Here is a 21,659-nt window from a genome sequence, read left to right as displayed (position 1 = left end):
AGAATTTCCATTCTTTTAAAAACCATTATTTTTAGAAACTTCTTTGATCCAATGTGCGCTCTTTTTTTTAGTTCTTTTTTTTGTTTTAATATCTACAGAGAAAAAGCCATAACGGTTTTTATATGCATTCATCCATGACCAGTTATCCATGAACGTCCAAAGATGATATCCTTTTACATTACAGCCTTCCTCAATTGCTTTGTGCAGCCATTTCAAATGTTCACGGATAAATTCAATCCGGTAGTCATCCTGAATTTCCCCGTTCTCTACAAATCGCTCTTCATCCTGGACACCCATTCCATTTTCAGAAATAAATGACTCAATATTACCGTAGTTTTCTTTCAGGTTAATCATGATATCATAGATACCTTTTTCATAAATTTCCCATCCGCGATATTTATTCATTTTTCTGCCAGGCATTTCATAGTTATCAAAAAACCAATCAGGCATGAATGGGCCGTATGGATTAGGCAAATGTTCTTTTGCTTTTACCCTGCGAGGCTGGTAATAGTTGACCCCCAGAAGATCGATTTTTCCTGCTTTCAAAAGTTTCTTATCCCCTTTTTGTGTAACAGGAAGATGACCATGTTCCCTTAGAATCTCGATCAAATCTTCTGGATATTTCCCCAAAACTGCTGGATCCAGGAAACTGCGGTTGAAAAAAAGATCAGCGATATGAGATGCTTTTAAATCAGCCGGATGTTGGCTTCTTGGATAAGAAGGTGTCAGATTTAAAATAATTCCTATTTTTCCATCCTTAATATTAAATGTACGGAAAGTCTCGACAGCTTTGGCGTGAGCAATCATTGTATGATAGGCAACTTGCACCGCACGTTTTGCATCAATAACATTTGGATAGTGAAAATCATAAAGGTAGCCGCCTTCAACTGGTACAATCGGCTCATTAAAAGTGAACCATTTTTTCACACGATCACCGAACAATCGAAAAACTTCCTTTGCATATGCTGCGTATGCGTCGACAACCTGTCTATTTTCCCATCCACCTTCATGTTGTAATTCCAACGGCATGTCAAAATGAAAAAGGTTCACGAATGGTTCAATGTCATTCGCTATGAGTTCGTCAATCACATTATTGTAAAATTTTACTGCCTCTTGATTTACTTCTCCACGGCCTCCCGGGATTAAACGAGACCAGGAAATGGATATGCGAAATGTATTGTGGCCTATTTCTTTCATCAATTGTATATCTTCTTTGTATTTGTGATAAAAGTCGGAAGTAGTTTCAGGACCAATATTTTCAAAGAATCGATTTGGTTCTTTTTCATACCAGTAGTCCCAAATATTTTTACCTTTCCCGCCTTCATTTGCTGCTCCTTCAATTTGTGTTGCCGAAGTCGCGCTTCCCCACCAGAAACCTTCAGGGAATTTATACTGTACAGACATACAAATACCTCCTATAAAATTTTCTGCTAGACGAACGAAAAACTTTTTTGAATGTTACGTTCTACCAGATTTACAAAGATTGGAGTGCACCCTGGATATAAACGCCATCTGCGCTATTTTATTCATCAATCTGGAAATAAATATATAAACAATGATATCTATCATCACTATTTGTTCCGATAGATTTCAATAATCTCGATTGCTAGGTCCCTTACAGTCATTGCAGTCATTAAGTGATCTTGTGAATGTACCAAAATAACATTGACAGAAGCACCATTTCCACCTGCTTCTTCTTGAAGCAACTTCGTTTGATAGCCATGTGCCTTGCCGAGCTCGGCACTGGCTTCCTCTATAAGCCGGTCGGCCTCTTCAAAATTTCCCGCTTTCGCTTCTTGTATGGCTTCCATAGCATTGGATTTGCCATTTCCGGCATTTAAAATAATTTGGAAAGCTATTTCTGTTATAGAATCCATGTAATTGTCACCTCTGAAGTCTGAATATATTGGAACAGGATTTACTTTAGTTTCTTTTTGTTTCCCCGTAGCTTGGTGTATCAACAATTGGCTTAAGTTTATACAGTTCTTAAATAACCAATTAAGAAGGCTCCAGAAAGTATTCGATTGGAGCCATTCATACAATTGTCAATTGATGAATCAAACTTTATTTTATTTTGAGTCTTTTTTCTCATTTTCGTAATAATTTTTATCAAGTATTTTCAAGAATGGCCACCAGATAGCCATTACAACGAACAGGTTAAATGCCTGTAATACTCCGCCTTGCCATGCGTTTCCTGTTGCAAGAAATCCGTTTAATACTACTGGGGTTGTCCATGGAACGATTACCCCTGCAGGTTTTGGAACCATGCCAGTCGACATGGCAAAATACGTGATAATCGTTACAACAACCGGTGCCAACAACCATGGGATCAACACTAATGGGTTCATGATAATCGGCAGACCAAAGATAATCGGTTCGTTAACGTTAAAGATACCGGATGGACCTCCTAATTTTCCTAATTCTTTCATCTGTCTACTTCGTCCAATAATAAAGATCAAAATAACAACAGCCAAAGTCATTCCAGATCCGCCCATACCAACCAAAAATGAATCGATAAATTGTTTTGTAATAACATTTGGAAGCTCAGTACCTGCCTGAAAAGCCTGTAAGTTTTGATCATTTAATGTATACCAGATTGGGTCAAATACCGAGTTTACTATGATTTGACCGTGCAAACCAAAGAACCAAAATAGTTGAATAAGCACTACTGCAACAATTGTAGCGATCAAGCCACTGCCCAATTTGGTCAAAGGCTGCTGAATAATTGTATAGATAAAGTTTTGTACAGTTTCAAAAGGAGTATAACTGAAAATAATTCGAATTAGCAAAAATACAGATAATGTAAGCGTTATGGGAATCAATGCGCTAAACGATTTGGATACTGCATTCGGTACACCAGCAGGCATTTTGATCGTCAAATTTTTATTTACAAAAAAACGGTAAAGCTCAGCTGCAAAAAATGCTGTGAAAATTCCAAGGAACATCCCTTGAGCACCAAGACTAGATGTTGGAATAACGCCTGTGACGTCTTCCAGTACTTGAGGTGTCAAAATCAGAAATGCTGCTAATGCAACGATACCTCCATAAATAGCTTCTCCGCCATAATGCTCAGTCAGCTTATATCCGATACCAATAATGACAAACAAGCCCATAATACTTAGCGTTGCGGCAGATGCGGGTCCGAGCGCATTTTGATATGCTGCAAAAGCCTCTTTACTAATCACTCGATCGAGGAAGGGTAAATTGGAGATTACAACAAATATGGAACCAAAAATAATCAACGGTAAAGCCACCATAAAACCATCACGAAGTGCAGTTAAATATCGGTTGTTATTCAATTTATCAGCAATTGGCAATAAGATATTTTCTAATACTTCCATAAATTTGTTCATAGTTCTCTCCCCTTTATATTTTATTTACTTAATAATTCAAGAGCTTTATTCAAAACAGCTTCACCATCTATTCGACCATATGCCACTGGATCAATCACTTCCAAAGGAATACCCAATTCCTCAGCAACTTTTGAAAATTTCTTTTTCAAAAATCTCATTTGCGGTCCGATTAATAGAATATCTGCTTTTTCCATTTCCTTTGGTGCCTTATCTTGTGCAACTGCCCAAATTTCTGTCTCAATTCCTTTTTCTTTTGCAACCTCCTTCATTTTAGCTACCAATAGGCTTGTAGACATTCCTGATGAACAAGCTAATAAAATACGTTTCATAAATAATTCCTCCCAAAAGATGTGTAATAAACAAGAAATTTAACAAGTTCAACTTATACTATCATTTTAAATTACAAGCGCTTTCAACAACACACATTGTTTTTCCTCTAACTAGAGGAAATAATTAAGCGATATTAGATTCTTTTCAAAAAACTGTTCCATAAAACTAGCCATCTTCTACTTTAGTAACCTATCCAGTATTTACTGTTTGTTTTACCTTAACAACATTATTTAACCTCTATTTAATAAAGCCATATACAGCACCTAGAAGATTAGCATTTTGATGGAAATCTTCTCTTACACTAATTCCCCCTCTAGTTAAAATTACTTTTGAATCATAAAGGTTATAAATTCCTACTTCCCTTAATTTAAAAAACCGGCATACGCCGGTAGGTAAAATATTATTAATAAGAAACGATAACCTTAGCTTCACCTTTAATGAGAAAATCTTGAAAATTAAAAGGCAATATAAAGTGATCCCCTTTTTTAAAGGTATAACTTTTACTATTTTTAACAATTTCGCCATTTCCATTTAATACACTAAAAAGCATAAATGACTGATTTTGTATAGATTGTGCCTTTCCCTTTATTTCCCACTTTTTAACAGTAAAAGTTTCATTTTTAATAAAAGTGGTAATAATTAGACCTTGATTTTCTGTTTTAACAGGCTGTATTAAGTAATCTTGATGTGGGACTTGAATGACATCAATTGCTTTGTCTAAATGTAATTCTCGCAACTGGCCTTTATCATCCAATCTATCATAATCATAAATTCGATAGGTTGCATCAGAGCTTTGTTGGATTTCTAAAACCACCGTTCCTTTTGTTAAGGCATGAACAGTACCACTTGGAACATAAATAAAATCACCAGGTTGAATCGAAATTTTACGCAAAAGCTGATTCCATTTTTGTTTTTCAATCATTTCAGTTAATTCTTCTTTATTTTTTGCATGATGTCCATAAATCAATTCAGCATTTTCATTACAATCAATCACATACCAACATTCTGTTTTGCCTAATTCTCCATTTTCATAATGGTTCGCATATTCATCATTAGGATGAACTTGTATCGATAAATCATCGTTGGCATCTAAAATTTTTACTAATAAAGGAAATTTTTCATCATTTATATACCCAAAAAGTTCCCTATGTTCCTCATATAGTTCTCCTAAGGTCATTCCTTTATATAATCCATTAGTCACAACACTTTCTCCATTAGGATGAGCTGATATAGCCCAGCATTCCCCTGTCTTGTTACTTGGGATGTTATAGTGAAACATCGTTTTTAATTTATTTCCACCCCAAATTCTTTCTTTAAATACTGGTTTAAGAAAAATAGGCTCCAAAATATAAGTGTCCATAAAACTACCCCTTTTAAAAAGATTTTCTACGGTTATTAAAAAAGGGGAGATTTCTCCCCTTAAATTTGTGCTAAAAGCTCAATGATATCTTCTTTTGTTGGTGCGTCTAATAGAGCACTACGAAAATCATCATCAATTAATTTTCTTGATAGCAATTGTAAAATTTTTAAATGTTCATCTCCAGCATTTTTCTCAGGAACCCCAATAAGAAAAATTAATTTTGCATCAGTTCCATCAAAACTATTCCAATCAATGCCATTTTCTTTTTTCCCAAAAACTATAGCTGGTTTTTTAATAGCATTAGATTTTCCATGTGGAATTGCTATATTGAAACCAATTCCTGTAGTTCCTTCTTCTTCTCGATCAAAAACTGCATTTGTAAATACCTCTTTATTAGTTAAAAATCCTTTATGTTCAAGTAAAGAAATCAATTCGTGAATGACTTCTACTTTAGATTCTCCTTTTAAATCAAGTATGATCATGTCCTCCGTCAAAAGTTCAGTTAAATTCAATTTATTCACTCCTGTATGTTCTTTTTAAGACTATTGACCATAAAAGCAGTAACAATTGCACCAATAATAATAGCTACAAAAAACATCAACGAATTTTCAACAGCACCAAGGATAGCAACAATCGGTCCACCATGAGGAACATTATCTCCAACATGGCTTAACATCGCAATAACTGCACCTACCATAGAGCCTGTCATAATACTTGGGATGACACGAAATGGATCTTTTGCTGCAAAAGGGATGGCTCCTTCTGTAATCCCAACTAGTCCCATCGCCAATGCAGCTTTACCAGCTTCTAATTCTTCTTTTTCATATTTCTTTTTATTTAGCAATGTCGCTAATCCCATTCCAAGCGGTGGCACAGCAATAGCAACTGCTATTGGCCCCATAATATAAGGATTTCCTTCAGCAATCATCGCAGAACCAAAAAGGAAAGCAACTTTGTTTACTGGTCCACCCATGTCAAATGCAATCATAGCACCTAATATTAAAGCTAAAACAATTGAACTTGCACCTTGCATACCATTTAGCCAATTAGTTAAACCTTCCATAATTCCTGCGATAGGTTGACCAAGAATACCAATAAAGATAAATGCAACAAGTAAAGTTGTTAGAAGTGGAATTACTAGAATTGGCATAATCGGTTGTACCATTTTAGGTACCTTCCAAGATTTAATCCACTTTGCGATATAACCAGCAAGGAAACCAGCAATGATACCACCAATAAATCCAGCTCCTGCACTACTTCCGTAAAAACTACCATTTGCTGCAATATAGCCACCGATCATACCAGGTGCAATACCAGGACGATCAGCTATACTCATTGCAATAAAACCAGCTAAAATTGGAACCATAAAAGTAAAACCCGCAACGCCTACATTAAGGATTGATTGCCAAATTGAACCTTCAGGAATCTGCAATCCTTTTGCTGTTGGTTCTCCGCCTATGGCTAGTGATAAAGCAATTAAAAGCCCACCAATAACAACAAATGGAATCATGTAAGAGACACCATTCATTAAATGGCGGTAAATTGGATTTTGTTTTGCTTTTCTTTCCTTTTTTACTTCTTCCACTGATTTTAATTTTTTTCCATATACTTCAACTTTACCATCTATAAATGGTTGAATTAACCCTTCTGGGTTTTTAATCGCTTCCGCTACAGCTACTTCAATTAACTTTTTTCCTACAAAACGATTTTTATCAACCGTTTTATCAGCGGCAATAATAATTCCGTCAGCCTCTTTAATCTCTGCTTCTGTTAATTCATTTTCTACACCTATTGATCCTTGGGTCTCTACTTTAATTTGAATACCCAACTTCTCAGCTGTTCTTGACAATTTTTCAGCTGCCATATAAGTATGGGCTATTCCGTTTGGACAAGAAGTAATCGCTAATAACTTCATATTGTATTCCTCCTATTATTATTTGAAAGCGTTTAACTATATTGTTATTATGCATTAAAAAATAATAGGTTTAGGATCAATTTTTTCCACAATATGTGGTAAAAATAAATCTAAAGGTTATTCAAGAATTCATTTACGGTATTCACATCTTTTAAGCGTTCCAAATCTTTCTCATTTTCAACAAGAGTAACAATTTCATGAAATAAAATTTGAATTTGCTCTGATTTTGCTAGTTTTGTAGCCATCAGAAAAACAAAATTAATTTTTTCACCATTCAAATCTATTGTCCTTTTCAATCTTGCAACAGCTATAGTGGAATGAATCACAAGCTTTGGATCTCCATGGGGAATAGCAATTTCACCACCAACTGCTGTAGATCCTACCTGTTCTCTTTTAATAACACTCTCCTTATATTCTATAGAGACATACCCTTTTTCAGCTAAAGCATTGGCTAGAAATTCAATCAGTTCATAATATTGATTAAAATCTACATCTAGAAAAACTAGTTCTTGGTGTATAAAACTTTTTAACGTTGGATATTTCGCTTGCTTGGATACATATTCTAATTCTAATATAAAATTTTCTAACTTTTTTTGTTCTTGTTCAGAAAATAATGGTGTAACTGTAATTGTACGAATTTCTTTATTTTCAATTGGTATTGTACTAATGATGAAATCAGGTTTGTTCTTTTCAAGAGCTTTATTCAAGCTAGAAGCAGGTACTACATCAAGGATTTGTAACGATTGAAATTTCCGCTCTAATTTTGTTTTTAAGAGTTGAGACATCCCTATTCCCATATGGCAAACAATGATAGCTTTTTTATTCGATCCAACTCTATTATTTCTTTTCTCTACTGAAGCTTGAAAATGTAAAACTATATAGGAAATCTCATCTTCTGGAATAAAAAAATTAGTTTTTTCTTGAATAAAAGAGATAACTGATATAACTACTTCAAACATGTAGCGATACATTTTTTTTATTTTACTTGCCAATGGGTTTGTGAGGGATAAATGATATTTCAAACGGTTTAAAGCTGACTGCAAATGTATGGCTAAACCAATAAACAACTCTTGGTCGTTAAAAAAGTTTTCTCCTGTAATCTTTGAAACTTCTTCAATCAATTCTTTTGCAAACTGAATAATTACTTTATCAAGCTGTGATAAAGCTCCCTCCTGTAGTAATAAATAGTCATAACGAATTTTAGCACCTGATAAATGAGATGCAATAAATGCTATTTCAGCAGGAGGAAAATTAATAACAAAGGCTTTTTTTAATCGCTCTGCCAGTTGTAAAGCTACATGATATTCTTTTTGATTTTGTATTTGTTTTAAATTTTCAGCATCCATTTTTATGTAATGCCCTAATTTAATTCGTTTTATCGAAATTAGTATATGAATAATTAAACTTTTTATCGCCTCATCCGAGAAAGAAAAGGTAAATAATTGTTCAAACTCAAGGAGATGTTTTTTAACTAAGGAAATTTCATAGGGTTCAAACCAATCATCGTATATTTTTGATAATGCAAAACGCCGTAGCTTTTCTTCTCCTTCAACCTTAATACCAACCTTGGTCTTTCGTATAAGTTGAAGTCCAAAACGATTTAGCCATTTTTCAATATTTTCTAGATCTTTTCGTATTACTGATTTACTAACATAAAATTGTTTCACTAAATCTTCAATTGTTATCTCTTTTTCTTGTCGTAGTAACCATTTTAGAATTTCCTTTTTTCTTTCATCTTCGGTTAGAATTTTTTCTTTTGAAATTTCATTCAGCAATTTTTTCTTTTCAAAAGGATCGACTTGTAGATATACACCAATATTTGGTTTCCTTATTAAAATGCCATTTGATTTCTGCTGCAACCATTGATCGATTATCTTAAAGTCGTTTCTTATAGTTTTTTCTGAACACTGATGTAAATCAGCTAATTCTTGAATAGTTACGTATTGATCATTATTTAAGAGAAATACTAACAATTTATATTGTCTGTCATTCATAAAATATCTCCCTTTTTATTTGATCCTTTTGTAAATAACTTTATCATAAAATGCCTGTAGAAATGATCATTCATCGAGTAGCTCTTATTGTTCTTTTGCCCACTGATATCCTTTTTCCTTTACCAGATCATAGACCCATTTAATTGGAACCTGATGTTCTTTTGCTAACCGTACACATTCTTCATACTCAGGGGCTATTTGAACAATTTTGCCTTCTCGTTTTCCGATCTTCACTGTACATTTCCCCCACTCTGTTTCCACCTCTATAAATGTTCTTTCTAAACGATGAACTGTATAGGGAGTATACCTGATGCCTAGAGTGGTGGTTTCAAGAAAAAGAAAATCCATCACCTTTTCTCGAATTTCCTCTCTACATAATATATGAAGAACTTGTCCAGGACGATTTTTCTTCATGATCACTTGTACAATATATACATCATTTACACCCATACTAAATAATTGTTCCATGATATATCCATAAAATTCTGGATTCATGTCATCAAGGGAAACCTCTATCTTTACCATTTGTTTATCAATATGTTCATTTAGATTATTTTTCATATTCTTCATGATCTCCCTTACTAAATTTTCGAGATAAATTTCAGGTCAATTTTACCATTTTCCTTTATACATAGAAAAGGAAACTTTTTTAAAAACTATTTAAATGAATTGAACTAAAGATGATTTTGGAGAGATGGAAATGAGACTGTTAAACAAACGATTAATATGCACTTTAATAATTATCAGCTTAGTTTCAACGATTCCTATACAGAGTTTAGCTAAAGGAGAACAAGACGATCTGTTTCAAACGAGAATGGAGCTATATAAAACCATGGATAATATTTATCAAATCCCATGGTACTATATTGCAGCCATTGATCAGTATGAAAGAAATATTCAACCTGTCAGGCAGGATCTTCCTATAAAAAAAGGTCTAATCAGCATCTATTTTTCAAAAGAAAAATGGGCCGGTTTTCTCAATCCAAATCCCGAAGATCAAAATCCAATGCGAATTCAGTTTTTTAATGGTTTTGGTGTAGATGGGGATGGGGATGGTTTAGCTGATCGAAATAATGATGCTGATGTTCTTGTTGCTTTTTTAAATTATCTAAGTCGGTATGGGACGACAAAAGATAGCCTCAAGAATGCTTTAATGGATTATTATCAAAGCGAGTTAACAGCCAAAATCATTGATGAAATCGCCCTCATCTACAAAACCTTTAATACCCTTCAATTAGCAGAACGGGTTTTCCCAATTCCCAAATGGAACAGTTACTCCTATCGAAGTACATGGGGAGATACAAGAGGCTGGGGAGGGCGAAGAATGCACGAAGGGACTGACATCTTCGCTTCTTATGGTGCAGCAGTACGAAGTGTTTCTTATGGGTATGTTGAAGTCCTAGGCTGGAATAAATATGGGGGGTGGCGTGTTGGAATAAGAGATACAAACAATATTTATTATTACTACGCTCATTTAACAGGGTTTAAAAAAGGCTTAAAAGAAGGAGATATTGTCAAACCAGGTGATGTCATCGGATATGTTGGAAGTTCTGGTTATGGCTCTCCAGGTACGCAAGGAAAATTCCCCCCTCATTTACATTTTGGTATGTATAAATATAATGGCCGTCATGAGTGGGCATTTGACCCTACCCCTTATTTACGTGTTTGGGAAAGAAAAAGAAAATAGTTGACAATTTGCTGATTCTCGTACAAACTAGAAGAAATAACAAAAGCATACTTCACTTCTATCCAGAGTGGTGGAGGGATCTGGCCCTACGAAACCACAGCAACCGGTCGAATGACCATGGTGCTAATTCCAGCAGAATTTTTCTGGAAGATAGGAGAATCGTGAATACACGTAGCCCTCTCCTATTTTGGTGAGGGTTTTTTCATTATAAGATTCCTAGGGAATGTATATTATATGTATACATCTCCATATTATGAGGAGGGAGAAACAATGAACAAAATAGATCGTTTAAAACAACAAATGGAGCAAAAAATCCTCATTCTTGATGGTGCAATGGGTACAATGCTGCAAAATGCTCAATTAACTGCCAAAGACTTTGGTGGAGATCAATACGAAGGTTGCAATGAAATCTTAAATCTAATCCGTCCAGATCTAATTAAACATATCCATCTTACCTATTTAGAAGCAGGAGCAGACATCATTGAAACGAATACTTTTGGAGCTACCCCAGTTGTATTAGCAGAATATGGACTTGAAGACCGAACTGAAGAAATCAATCTTGCTGCAGCAAAGATTGCAAAAGAAGCTGTTGATCAAGTTTCTACCCCCGAATGGCCACGCTTTGTCGCTGGCTCCATGGGGCCAACAACCAAAACCCTTTCTGTTACAGGTGGGATTACATTTGATCAATTATCGGATTCATATTATCAACAAGCAAAAGGATTAATCATCGGTGGTGTAGATTTACTTTTGTTAGAAACTGCACAAGATACACTTAATGTGAAAGCAGCTGGAATAGGAATTCAAAAAGCTTTTGCAGAATGTAAAGTAGAATTACCTGTTATGATTTCAGGCACGATTGAACCGATGGGTACCACTCTTGCTGGTCAAAATATTGAAGCTTTCTACATCTCCTTAGAACATTTGAAGCCCATTTCCATAGGACTAAACTGTGCAACAGGGCCTGAATTCATGCGTGATCATCTCCGTTCCCTCTCGCAATTAGCTACAAGTGCAGTTAGTTGTTATCCTAATGCCGGATTACCAGATGAAGATGGTCATTACCACGAGTCTCCCAAAGCCTTAGCTGAGAAGATGTCGCAATTTGCAAAACAAGGTTGGTTAAACGTTGCAGGTGGATGCTGTGGCACTACACCAGATCATATCAAAGCTCTTTCAGAAACATTAAAAGAATTTAAACCTAGACGATTTCAAAAGGAACATCTCCCTGCCGTGTCAGGAATTGAGCCAGTTTTTTTAGAAAAAGAAAATCGTCCCCTCTTTGTAGGAGAACGAACGAATGTGATCGGTTCTAAGAAATTTCGGGACCTGATTGCAGACGGTAAGTATGAAGAAGCCTCTGAGATTGCCCGTGCTCAGGTAAAAGGCGGCGCACAAGTGATCGACATCTGTTTGGCCAATCCTGACCGTGATGAGTATTTCGACATGGAGCAGTTCCTACAATATGTAGTCAATAAAGTCAAAGTACCGTTTATGATTGATTCAACCGATTCAAAGGTAATTGAGCTTGCTCTAAAATATTCTCAAGGAAAAGCCATCATCAATTCAATCAATTTAGAAGATGGCGAAAGACGTTTTCAGGAGATCGTCCCACTCATTTTACAATATGGTGCATCCGTTGTTGTTGGAACGATTGATGAAAAGGGAATGGCTGTTACGAGTGAAAGAAAATTAGAAATAGCTAAACGTTCTTATGATTTGCTTGTTCATCAATATGGAGTAAATCCTCAAGACATTATTTTTGACCCATTAGTCTTTCCAATAGGAACAGGTGATGAAGCATATATTGGATCTGCAAAAGAAACGATTAAGGGAATTCAACAAATCAAGGAAGCTTTTCCTGAATGTCAAACCATTCTTGGCATTAGTAACGTTTCCTTTGGGTTACCCCCTGCTGGTCGTGAAGTATTAAATGCTGTTTTTCTTTACCATACAACACGTGCCGGCCTAGATTATGCTATTGTGAATACACAAAAGCTTCAACGCTATGCTTCCATTCCAGAGGAAGAAAGACAATTAGCTGAACAATTGATTTTTAACACAAATAAACAAACCCTTGCTCAATTTGCTGATTTTTATCGCAATAAAAAAGTGATCAAGGAAGAAACTAGTATCAGGTATCCATTGGAAGAACGGTTAAGTAACTATATCGTGGAAGGATCAAAAGACGGCCTGATTGATGACTTAAAAGAAGCCCTTAGCCGGTATACTCCTTTAGACATTATCAACGGCCCTTTGATGAAAGGAATGCAACGTGTTGGGCAACTATTTAATGACAATGAATTAATTGTTGCCGAAGTATTACAAAGTGCTGAAGTGATGAAAACGGCCGTTTCCTTCTTAGAGCCTTATATGGAAAAAAACGATTCTACACAAAAAGGTAAAATTCTACTTGCTACTGTAAAAGGGGATGTCCACGATATTGGGAAAAACCTTGTAGAAATTATTTTATCCAATAATGGTTACGAAGTAATTAACCTTGGAATTAAAGTACCTCCCGAACAATTAGTGGCTGCTTTTAAACAGGAAAAACCTGATGCCATTGGCTTATCTGGACTCCTTGTTAAATCAGCACAACAAATGGCCATCACTGCTCAGGATCTAAAAACCGCTGGGATTGATGTTCCCCTTCTAGTAGGAGGAGCTGCATTAACAAGAAAATTCACTGAAAACAAAATTGCAAATGAATATGATGGACTTGTTTTCTATGCAAAGGATGCAATGGATGGGTTAAATATCTTAAACCAGATTAGTGATGAAGCCTATAAAAACGAACTTATTGCTGAATTACGAAAACAGCGCCAAACAACTGCTGATATGGGTCATACTGACAATATAATAAATGATTCAGTCTTGACCAATAAAAGTATCAAGCGTTCATCAACCAGTCAAAACGTACCTGTTTTTCAACCGCCAGACTTCGATCGTCATATTTTGCGGAATTATCCAATTGATTTTTTGTATCCTTATTTAAATATGAGGATGCTACTCGGAAAACATTTAGGGGTCAAAGGAAATATTGAGCAACTTCTTGCTCATGGTGATGCTAAAGCTTTCGAGCTAAAAACAGCGGTCGAACAGCTACTAACGGAAGCAAAAAATAAAAACTTCATAAAAGCAAATGGAATGTATCAGTTCTTCCCTGCTCAGTCGCAAGAAAATGACATTCTTGTTTACGATCCAAAAGATTATTCAAAAGTGATTCAGCGTTTTTCATTCCCAAGACAGCAAGAGGAACCCTATTTATGCCTAGCTGATTTCCTTCGACCTGTAGAAAGTGGTGTGATGGATTCTGTTGGATTCTTAATAGTAACCACTGGTCAAGGGATTATCGATCTAGCTTCAGAGTGGCGAGAAAAAGGAGATTATTTACGTTCTCACCTCTTGCAAGCAACTGCCTTAGAATTGGCCGAGGCTTTTGCAGAAAGAATACATCACATGATGAGAGACATCTGGGGCTTCCCGGATCCTTCAGAAATGACTATGGTAGAGCGGTTCGCCGCCAAATATCAAGGAATTCGGGTTTCATTTGGCTATCCAGCTTGTCCTAACCTTGAGGACCAAAAGAAATTGTTTGCCTTACTAAATCCTGAGGACATTGGCATCCACTTAACAGATGGCTTTATGATGGAACCAGAGGCTTCTGTTTCAGCAATGGTCTTCGCTCATCCCGAAGCCAGATATTTTACCGCGGTTAAATCTTAATCATTATCTTTATCTACACAAAAAACCTCACTAGAACTTAGTGAGGTTTTCCTATTTAATCTAACATCCAAAAATTCTACTGATGACTTACCGCATTTTTTCCTGTTTGGTTTGAGGCTTTTTTTGATTTAGAGATAGCGACTGATAAGGCAACCCCTAAACCTCCCCAAAGAAGAGTAGCTCCAAAGATAAACATAAAGATTGCACCTGTGCTCATTAGAATTCCTCCCTTTTATAACCTGGAATGAGTTTCATCATGACTCCTAACACAATTGCAGCAATCGCAACTCCCCAACCAAATACGATTAGACTATTTAATGTATATCCTCCATATAGTTCAGTAAATTCCGTTTTAAAGTTTAGAACCATCATGACTCCTAACACAATTGGTGTGACAAAACGGATCATGATATCCCACCAGCTACCAATTGCAAAATCGGAAAGCGGGTTATTATGCTCACGAATCGTTGAAACCTTGAAGAACCAGCCAAGGAGAATAACCTCAACTAATCCTGCTAAAGCAATACCAAAGGAATTGATAAAGTGGTCTACAATATCTAAGTAATATAAACCACCACCGGTAACATAAAAGAGACTAAGCAAAAAGGTTACAGCAGTAGAAGCAACAACTGCCTGTTTTCTACTTAAGGAGAATTTATCCATCACTGCCGCAACAACTACCTCTAGAATGGAGATCGCTGAAGTTAATCCGGCAATCACTAATGCACCAAAGAACAAGACACCCATCAATTCGTTCATAGCAGGCAATTGGTTAATAATTTGTGGGAAAACAACGAAAGCTAACCCTACACCTGCTTTTGCAACATCCTGTACAGGCACACCACTTGATGTAGCCATAAAACCAAGTACCCCAAACACACCTAATGCAGCTAAAAATTCAAAGCCACTATTGGATAGACCAGTAATGAAAGCACTATTGTTGATCTCTGCTTTCTCAGGTAAATAACTAGAATACGTAATCATAATTGCAAAAGCAATACTTAGACTAAAGAAGATTTGCCCGTACGCAGCAATCCAAGTATCACCATCAAAAATCTTGCTAAAATCTGGGGTTAATAAGACATTTAAACCTTCTGTTGCACCAGGTAATGTTACCCCACGGATTGTAAATATAATCATGATAATCAATAATAATGGCATTAAAAATTTGGAAATACGTTCAATCCCTGCTTTAACGCCTCGAAATAATATAAAGAAAATAATTGCCCAGACTACTAATAGAACGAAGAAAATGTGCCACTGAATTCCTCCAGTATGCCAAACCCCTTCTGATATGTTTAAATATTCTGAAAATAAAAAAGACTCAGTATCCTCACCCCATTTTAACCCTAGGGCAAACCATGTATAACTTGCACTCCACGCAATGATCGCAACATAATAGGTCATAATTACAAAAGAAATAAGTACCTGCCACCAGCCAAGCCATTCAGAATTCTTCAAGATTCTACGAAATGATAATGGTGCAGACCCTTTAAATTTATGGCCAATACCGAACTCAAGAATAAGGATCGGAATACCTGCTGTTAGAAGTGCGAAAAAGTATGGTATTAGAAATGCGCCACCTCCATTTGCATATGCTACATAGGGGAAACGCCAAATATTACCTAATCCAACTGCGGAACCAATGGCTGCCAGGATAAATCCTGCCCTGCTTCCCCATTGTTCTCTTTTACCCATGTGAATGACCTCCTTTGAAGTTTGTATAACTTTTATATGTTTTATATATTACAGCACTTGTGTGATAAAGAAAAGAACAAATTTTTAAAAAAAATATATTTTTCATATAGAAACGCTTACATTTATACTTTCAATATAACCCACCAAAGTGACAACTTCTTTCGAAGTAAAATCCGATTACTTTTGTGGGGTCGCATTAAAATAAAGAAAAATCCAACCATGTTTACTCATGATTGGACCTAGATATTGACGGAAAATAGATTCGAAATGTGGTTCCTACATCAACAGTACTTTCTACTTCTAATCTACCATGTAATCTTTCTATGATTTGTTTTACAATAGCTAGTCCTAACCCTGTTCCACCACTTTTTCTACTTCTTGCTTTATCCACTCTAAAGAACTTTTCACCGATTCTAGCAAGCTGTTCTTTCTCCATTCCTTCGCCTGTATCACTTACTTGTAAGACGATGTCATCATAATAAGGATAAATTTCAACAGTAACTTTTCCACCTGACTTCGTATGTCTTAATGCATTATCTAGTAAATTGACTAGAATTTGAATGATTCGATCCTCATCCCCAATCATCCACATCGGTTTACTATAATGCTTTTGTAAGGCAACTCCTTTTTGCATATAAGCTGGTAGATACCTTTCAACCACTTGGTTAACAATATGATCAAGGCGTATTTCTTCTAGATACATGGGGTAGGTGCTTTTTTCTAATTGTGCCAAGTCTAGTAGATCATTAACCAACCGTTCCATACGACAAGTTTCGTTATGAATCGTTTCTAAATATTTTGCTTGTGTTTCTTTTGAATCAGCCACCCCATCTATGATAGCTTCCGTATAACCTCGAACATAGCTTAAAGGGGTTCTTAATTCATGAGACACAATGGCTAGAAACTCTCTTGTATCGTTTTCCCGCTTTCTTTCCGCAGTTACATCATGAATTACCAGGATAATCCCCCATAACTCCTGATCTTCGATTAACGGGCTTAAATATAAGAAATAGGTCTTATCATGTAGTTCAAATTCACCTGTAACAATATCCTTTTCTTGTTTAACCCTTTCGATATAAGCTTTAATCTCTGGTAAATGGATAAATTCTTCCTTTTTCAAACCTAATTTTCGTAAAAGATTCTTTGACGGATTATTTAGTAGGACAAATCCTTCATTTTTGTGGATCGTTAGAACACTATCACTGATTCCATCTAAGATTTGTGAGAGTTGTTTTTTCTCTTTTGATAATAAACTAATCGTTTTCTTTAGCGAATCAGATAGATGGTTAAAGGTTCTCCCAAGTCTACCAATCTCATCTTCTGTATAGACTTGTATTTTAGCTTCAAAATCCCCATCCATCATTTTTTTGGCTACAGATTCCATTTCTCGCAGTGGTTTTGTCATTGTACTGGTAATGAATTTTCCCATGATAATCCCTAGAAAGAAAAAACTGACAAGGAAAAGAAATAGTAAAAATCGTATTTCTGCAACGGCTTCAGTCACTGTTGCTAGTGGCATATAAAGAAAAACAGCACCTACCAACTGATTTATCTCAGGATCGATTAAAGGAACAGCCACGGCAATAATATCTCTTTTAAACCGTGCATGTTCACCAATAATCGTGATCACTTCACCCTGTGATAACTTTTCTCTCTGTTCATAAGAAACAAGTGGTTCTGCATGCTCACTATCAACAGGAAGGCAAGCCCCCAAGTCTGCAGGATTATCGGTAATCACGATTTCTTCGTTGGTTAATGAGTTAATATCATTTACTTTTTCCTTAAATGACTGACTGATTTCCCCTCCTGTATACCTGCTAACAATCTTCTTTCCCTTTTCTGCTAAGTATTTTTCTGTCTGTTCAACATAGAGATGTCTGTAGAGGTAAAGAGTGGTCCAATAATTAAATAAGCTACTAATCAAGAATGCAATAATCAATGTAATCCATAGTTTTGAACTAAGGTCTAATCTTAATTTAGTATATCTCAAACTTATAACCTACCCCCCATATGGTAGAGATGTAATTTGAAAGATCCCCTAGTTTCATCCTTAAAGTTTTGATATGGGTATCTACGGTTCTTAAGCTTCCATAAAAATCATAACCCCAGACATGTTCTAAAATTTGTTCCCTTGTCCACACCTGATTTTGATTTTTCGTTAAAAAGAGTAACAGATCATATTCTTTAGGTGTAAGAACTAGTTCTTTTTCTTGAACCTTCACTCTTCTAGCTTTTTCATCAATTGAAATGGCTCCAAAAGATTTCATCAGTGGTTCACTCTCAGACTTATTGGACACTTGTGACCTCCTTAAAAGTGCTTTGATTCTTGCCACTAATTCCCTAGGACTAAAAGGCTTCACGATGTAATCATCGGCACCAAGCTCTAATCCGTGAACACGGTCTAGCTCATCTCCTCTAGCTGTTAACATAATAATTGGGACTTCTGAACTCTTTCGAATTTCTAAACAAGTCGTTAACCCATCCATTTCAGGCATCATCACATCTAACACAATACAATCAAATTCAGAAACCGAAAGTTTATCTAATGCGTCTTGACCATTGTTTGCTTCCTCTACGATGAAATGTGACTTTTCTAGGTATGCTCTTAATAATTCTCGCATTTGTGGTTCATCATCAACAATTAAGATCTTCTTGTCTTGAAATTGAACCATTTTATTCTCCTCCCATATAAACAATTGATAATGGATGGCCGCCAATATCTATTTCTTTTACCTTTTGTAAACTTTCCTCTTCAAATATATTTAAAGAACGACTATCATAGTTTGAGACATAAATATACCCATTAGCTATCGTAAAATCAAAAGGATTATTTCCTACATAGACTGTTTTCTTATCTTTTTCCTTCCCATTGAGAGAAAAGATGGATAGCTGATTTGAGCCATGGTTAAGAACATATAATTTTTTTGTCTTCTCATCAAATTCTATTTTTATTGGCATTAATCCTGTCTGTAATGGATGATACGTACCTTGATCTAAATTGATTTCATATATCTTATCATTCGGAGCTTCTGCATCCCCATGGCCACCAACCCATAACCTCCTTGATTCTAAATTTAAACCAATCCCCATGGTTCTTTTTGGGCCTTTAAAATCTCTTGTCACTACCCATTGTTTTATGTCAATTTCTTTTACTTTCCCTTCCTCTAACAAACCTACATATAAAAATTGTCCATTCTCAGAGATTTGTAATGTGGCTGGTTCTTGTCCGATCTCCATTTTTCTAGTGATTTGTAGATCATATGCATCCCATTGGTAGATAGATCCCTCTTGTGTTCCAAAATAGAGATATTGCCCATCTTTAGAAATGGTTTGAGCAATGATTCCCCCTCCAATTGGATATTTTCCAATCAATTTTCCTGTGTGTGCATCAAAAAGGAATAATTGATTCATCTCTTTTCCAGAAGCATATAAAATCTTTTGATCTGGGGATAGTAAAAGATGTTGCACAGGTGCATCAGTTGTAATCTCCGCTATTTTTTGAAAATGAATCGGATCAATGACTAAAATTTGCCCCTTGTTTACAACTGCAACAAAAATCGCAGAATCAGAATCTCGAAGAAGATATGGAGTTTTGGTACTGCAACCTGTAGCTAATATCAAGATGATCAACGTAAAGATATACTTTTTCATCCTTTTCCCCCAAAAAAATATCAACCTTATTTACATCTATTGTACATTATATTTGTGTTAAGAAATTATGAGGATTTTATGAAAAAAAAGAAGCCCACAAAAGTAACGACTTCTTTTGAAGCGTATTCCGAGTACTTTTGTAGGGCTCCATGAATATTGAAATAAGTTTGTATATGACAAGTGAAAGATTTAAATCGCCTCGGGTGCTTTTAACCCTAATATACTTAACCCATGCTGTAATACCTTAGAGGTAGCAGTAGATAAACCTAATTTTGCGATTTGCTCTTTCTCATTTTCAGTAATCACTCGTTCTTGGTGGTAAAAACGATTAAACTGTGCACTTACATCCAACAAATATCTTGCCACAACTGATGGTTCAGCACGATTTGCTGCTTTAATCAAGATATCTGGGTATTGGTTTAAAAGCAAAGACAAATCCCAAGCAGCATCCCCTGTAAGATAGCTTCCATCAATTGAATGGATCTGTTCTTCGCTTATGTTCGCCTTTCTTAACAGACTTCTAGTTCTAGCGTTCGTATATTGGACATAAGGGCCTGTTTCCCCTTCAAAATTTAGCGCATCTTCCCAAGAGAAATTCACTTCATGCATCCGATGTTGTTTTAGATCATTAAAAATCACTGCACCAACTCCTACTGCTTTGGCCGTTTCCTCACGATTTGGAAGATCAGGGTTTTTCTCGGCTATGATCTGATCAGCCATCTCAATACTTTTTTGTAAAACTTCCTCTAATAAGACAATGGTTCCTTTACGTGTAGACATCTTTTTATTTTCAAATAACATAAGACCAAATGGCACATGTTTCATTTCTTCTGCCCAATGATATCCCATCTTCTTTAAAACGGCAAAAACCTGTTGAAAATGTAACGCTTGCTCGTTCCCTACCACATAAAACATTTTATCAAAATCAAAAGCATCTTTACGATATAATGCAGCAGCTAAATCTCGAGTAGCATAGATCGACGAGCCATCTTTCTTTTTAATCAAGACAGGGGGCATGTCTAGATCTGAAAGGTCAACAATCATCGCCCCTTCACTTTCTTGCAATAATCCTTTTTCTGTTAGTTCTTGGATAACTCGATCCATTTTGTCATTATAAAAGCTCTCACCCATAAAATGATCAAAATGAACACCTAAGAGATCGTAAATTTTTGAGAATTCTTGTAAGCTTTCTTCAACAAACCATTTCCATAAGCGGAGAGCTTCATCATTACCCTCTTCAAGCTTTCTAAACCATTGTCTTGCCTCATCTTCTAATTCTGGATGTTTCTCTGCCTCTTCATGAAATTTAACGTAAATTTTCACTAATTCTTCAATTGGGTTTTTGCGAATCACTTCATCATTACCCCATTTATGATAAGCAACAATCAACTTACCAAATTGGGTTCCCCAATCTCCTAAATGATTGATACCAACCACTTGATAACCTAAAGCTTGATATAAATGAACAATCGCATTACCAATCATCGTCGAACGCAAATGAGGTAAACTAAATGGCTTAGCAATATTAGGAGAGGAATAATCGACCACAACCGTTTTCCCTTTTCCAATTTCACTTTCACCATATGTATTTTTCTTGTCTAAAATCGTTTCAATCAGCTGTTTTGCATATTTTGCACGGTCAAAATAAAAATTTAAATATGGACCAATTGCTTTACAACTAACTAATGGATCACTTACTTGTCTTGACAAATCTTCAGCGATTTGGTTTGGGGCTTTACGAAATGCTTTTGCTAAAGAAAAGCAAGGAAATGCCACATCCCCCATCTCACGATTTGGTGGGGTTTCTAATAGATTCAGAATATCCTCTACACTAAGGTCAAGCGATTGACTTAAAACTTTAGCCACATATTGTTTCATTTTTTACCAACCTTTCAATATATAAAACCCCTCATCTCATAGAGAAGAGAGGCTAAATTCACCCTAT

15 protein-coding genes, 1 pseudogene and 1 riboswitch are annotated in these 21,659 nt (G+C 35.7%); of the genes and pseudogenes, 2 read left to right on the top strand and 14 right to left on the bottom strand.

Features of this window, described 5'->3' with window-relative positions; genetic code table 11:
- Window positions 1-15: 15 nt before the first annotated feature.
- From BEN26_RS01445 to larC2, 8 genes and pseudogenes are all read right to left on the bottom strand, one after another.
- A complete protein-coding gene (locus BEN26_RS01445) occupies window positions 16-1,404 on the bottom strand; it encodes a glycoside hydrolase family 1 protein (RefSeq protein WP_069800575.1) in 1,389 nt (462 codons plus the stop codon).
- A gap of 167 nt (window positions 1,405-1,571) precedes the next feature.
- Window positions 1,572-1,877, bottom strand: a complete 306-nt coding sequence (locus BEN26_RS01440; RefSeq protein WP_069800577.1) for a PTS sugar transporter subunit IIA — start codon at window positions 1,875-1,877, stop codon at window positions 1,572-1,574.
- Window positions 1,878-2,069: 192 nt separating this feature from the next.
- Window positions 2,070-3,353 carry a PTS cellobiose transporter subunit IIC gene (gene celB / locus BEN26_RS01435; protein ID WP_069800579.1) on the bottom strand — a complete coding sequence of 428 codons (1,284 nt, stop codon included), beginning with the start codon at window positions 3,351-3,353 and terminating at the stop codon, window positions 2,070-2,072.
- Window positions 3,354-3,373: 20 nt separating this feature from the next.
- Window positions 3,374-3,682, bottom strand: a complete 309-nt coding sequence (locus BEN26_RS01430; protein WP_069800581.1) for a PTS sugar transporter subunit IIB — start codon at window positions 3,680-3,682, stop codon at window positions 3,374-3,376.
- Between the two features lie 404 nt (window positions 3,683-4,086).
- The gene (gene manA, locus BEN26_RS01425; RefSeq protein WP_069800583.1) at window positions 4,087-5,043 is read right to left on the bottom strand and encodes a mannose-6-phosphate isomerase, class I; all 957 of its coding nucleotides are present in this window, start codon (window positions 5,041-5,043) and stop codon (window positions 4,087-4,089) included.
- A gap of 59 nt (window positions 5,044-5,102) precedes the next feature.
- A pseudogene (locus BEN26_RS01415) lies at window positions 5,103-6,958 on the bottom strand (fructose-specific PTS transporter subunit EIIC).
- A gap of 110 nt (window positions 6,959-7,068) precedes the next feature.
- Window positions 7,069-8,952 carry a BglG family transcription antiterminator gene (locus BEN26_RS01410; protein WP_069800589.1) on the bottom strand — a complete coding sequence of 628 codons (1,884 nt, stop codon included), beginning with the start codon at window positions 8,950-8,952 and terminating at the stop codon, window positions 7,069-7,071.
- An 84-nt stretch (window positions 8,953-9,036) separates the two neighbouring features.
- Window positions 9,037-9,552, bottom strand: coding sequence for a nickel pincer cofactor biosynthesis protein LarC2 (gene larC2, locus BEN26_RS01405; protein ID WP_255421834.1), 516 nt, complete (start codon window positions 9,550-9,552; stop codon window positions 9,037-9,039).
- Between the two features lie 100 nt (window positions 9,553-9,652).
- On the opposite strand from larC2, the gene BEN26_RS01400 reads away from it, so the two are divergent.
- Window positions 9,653-10,639 carry a M23 family metallopeptidase gene (locus tag BEN26_RS01400; RefSeq protein WP_069800593.1) on the top strand — a complete coding sequence of 329 codons (987 nt, stop codon included), beginning with the start codon at window positions 9,653-9,655 and terminating at the stop codon, window positions 10,637-10,639.
- Between the two features lie 55 nt (window positions 10,640-10,694).
- A riboswitch (SAM riboswitch) is annotated at window positions 10,695-10,796 on the top strand.
- Between the two features lie 113 nt (window positions 10,797-10,909).
- The gene (gene metH / locus BEN26_RS01395; protein ID WP_069800595.1) at window positions 10,910-14,365 is read left to right on the top strand and encodes a methionine synthase; all 3,456 of its coding nucleotides are present in this window, start codon (window positions 10,910-10,912) and stop codon (window positions 14,363-14,365) included.
- Between the two features lie 76 nt (window positions 14,366-14,441).
- Here metH and BEN26_RS01390 read toward each other — a convergent pair whose 3' ends face one another.
- The 6 genes from BEN26_RS01390 to argS form a co-directional block, all read right to left on the bottom strand.
- Window positions 14,442-14,582 carry a MetS family NSS transporter small subunit gene (locus BEN26_RS01390; RefSeq protein ID WP_181482157.1) on the bottom strand — a complete coding sequence of 47 codons (141 nt, stop codon included), beginning with the start codon at window positions 14,580-14,582 and terminating at the stop codon, window positions 14,442-14,444.
- A complete protein-coding gene (locus BEN26_RS01385) occupies window positions 14,582-16,063 on the bottom strand; it encodes a sodium-dependent transporter (protein WP_069800597.1) in 1,482 nt (493 codons plus the stop codon). Before BEN26_RS01385 ends, BEN26_RS01390 begins: the two co-directional genes overlap by 1 nt.
- 223 nt (window positions 16,064-16,286) lie before the next feature.
- Window positions 16,287-18,053 carry an ATP-binding protein gene (locus BEN26_RS01380; RefSeq protein WP_068725653.1) on the bottom strand — a complete coding sequence of 589 codons (1,767 nt, stop codon included), beginning with the start codon at window positions 18,051-18,053 and terminating at the stop codon, window positions 16,287-16,289.
- Window positions 18,040-18,735, bottom strand: a complete 696-nt coding sequence (locus BEN26_RS01375; RefSeq protein ID WP_069800599.1) for a response regulator transcription factor — start codon at window positions 18,733-18,735, stop codon at window positions 18,040-18,042. The genes BEN26_RS01380 and BEN26_RS01375 overlap by 14 nt, the downstream gene beginning before the upstream one ends.
- Window position 18,736: 1 nt before the next feature.
- Complete coding sequence (locus BEN26_RS01370; protein ID WP_069800601.1) at window positions 18,737-19,714, bottom strand: YncE family protein; 978 nt, start codon at window positions 19,712-19,714, stop codon at window positions 18,737-18,739.
- 189 nt (window positions 19,715-19,903) lie between these two features.
- Entirely contained in the window at window positions 19,904-21,592 is a 1,689-nt protein-coding gene (argS, locus tag BEN26_RS01365) for an arginine--tRNA ligase (RefSeq protein ID WP_069800603.1), read from the bottom strand.
- Between the last annotated feature and the right edge of the window lie 67 nt (window positions 21,593-21,659).

This window comes from Tepidibacillus sp. HK-1 (assembly GCF_001748485.2).
Classification (GTDB): Bacteria; Bacillota; Bacilli; order Tepidibacillales; family Tepidibacillaceae; genus Tepidibacillus_B; species Tepidibacillus_B infernus.
Note: the sequence above shows the minus strand (reverse complement) of the source record. Positions and strands in the feature narration are given on the sequence as shown.

Coding starts and splice junctions, on each gene's coding strand:
- BEN26_RS01445 (WP_069800575.1), bottom strand. CDS start 1,404: ATGTCTGTACAGTATAAATTCCCTGAAGGTTTCTGGTGGGGAAGCGCG.
- BEN26_RS01440 (WP_069800577.1), bottom strand. CDS start 1,877: ATGGATTCTATAACAGAAATAGCTTTCCAAATTATTTTAAATGCCGGA.
- celB (WP_069800579.1), bottom strand. CDS start 3,353: ATGAACAAATTTATGGAAGTATTAGAAAATATCTTATTGCCAATTGCT.
- BEN26_RS01430 (WP_069800581.1), bottom strand. CDS start 3,682: ATGAAACGTATTTTATTAGCTTGTTCATCAGGAATGTCTACAAGCCTA.
- manA (WP_069800583.1), bottom strand. CDS start 5,043: ATGGACACTTATATTTTGGAGCCTATTTTTCTTAAACCAGTATTTAAA.
- BEN26_RS01410 (WP_069800589.1), bottom strand. CDS start 8,952: ATGAATGACAGACAATATAAATTGTTAGTATTTCTCTTAAATAATGAT.
- BEN26_RS01400 (WP_069800593.1), top strand. CDS start 9,653: ATGAGACTGTTAAACAAACGATTAATATGCACTTTAATAATTATCAGC.
- metH (WP_069800595.1), top strand. CDS start 10,910: ATGAACAAAATAGATCGTTTAAAACAACAAATGGAGCAAAAAATCCTC.
- BEN26_RS01390 (WP_181482157.1), bottom strand. CDS start 14,582: ATGAGCACAGGTGCAATCTTTATGTTTATCTTTGGAGCTACTCTTCTT.
- BEN26_RS01385 (WP_069800597.1), bottom strand. CDS start 16,063: ATGGGTAAAAGAGAACAATGGGGAAGCAGGGCAGGATTTATCCTGGCA.
- BEN26_RS01375 (WP_069800599.1), bottom strand. CDS start 18,735: ATGGTTCAATTTCAAGACAAGAAGATCTTAATTGTTGATGATGAACCA.
- BEN26_RS01370 (WP_069800601.1), bottom strand. CDS start 19,714: ATGAAAAAGTATATCTTTACGTTGATCATCTTGATATTAGCTACAGGT.
- argS (WP_069800603.1), bottom strand. CDS start 21,592: ATGAAACAATATGTGGCTAAAGTTTTAAGTCAATCGCTTGACCTTAGT.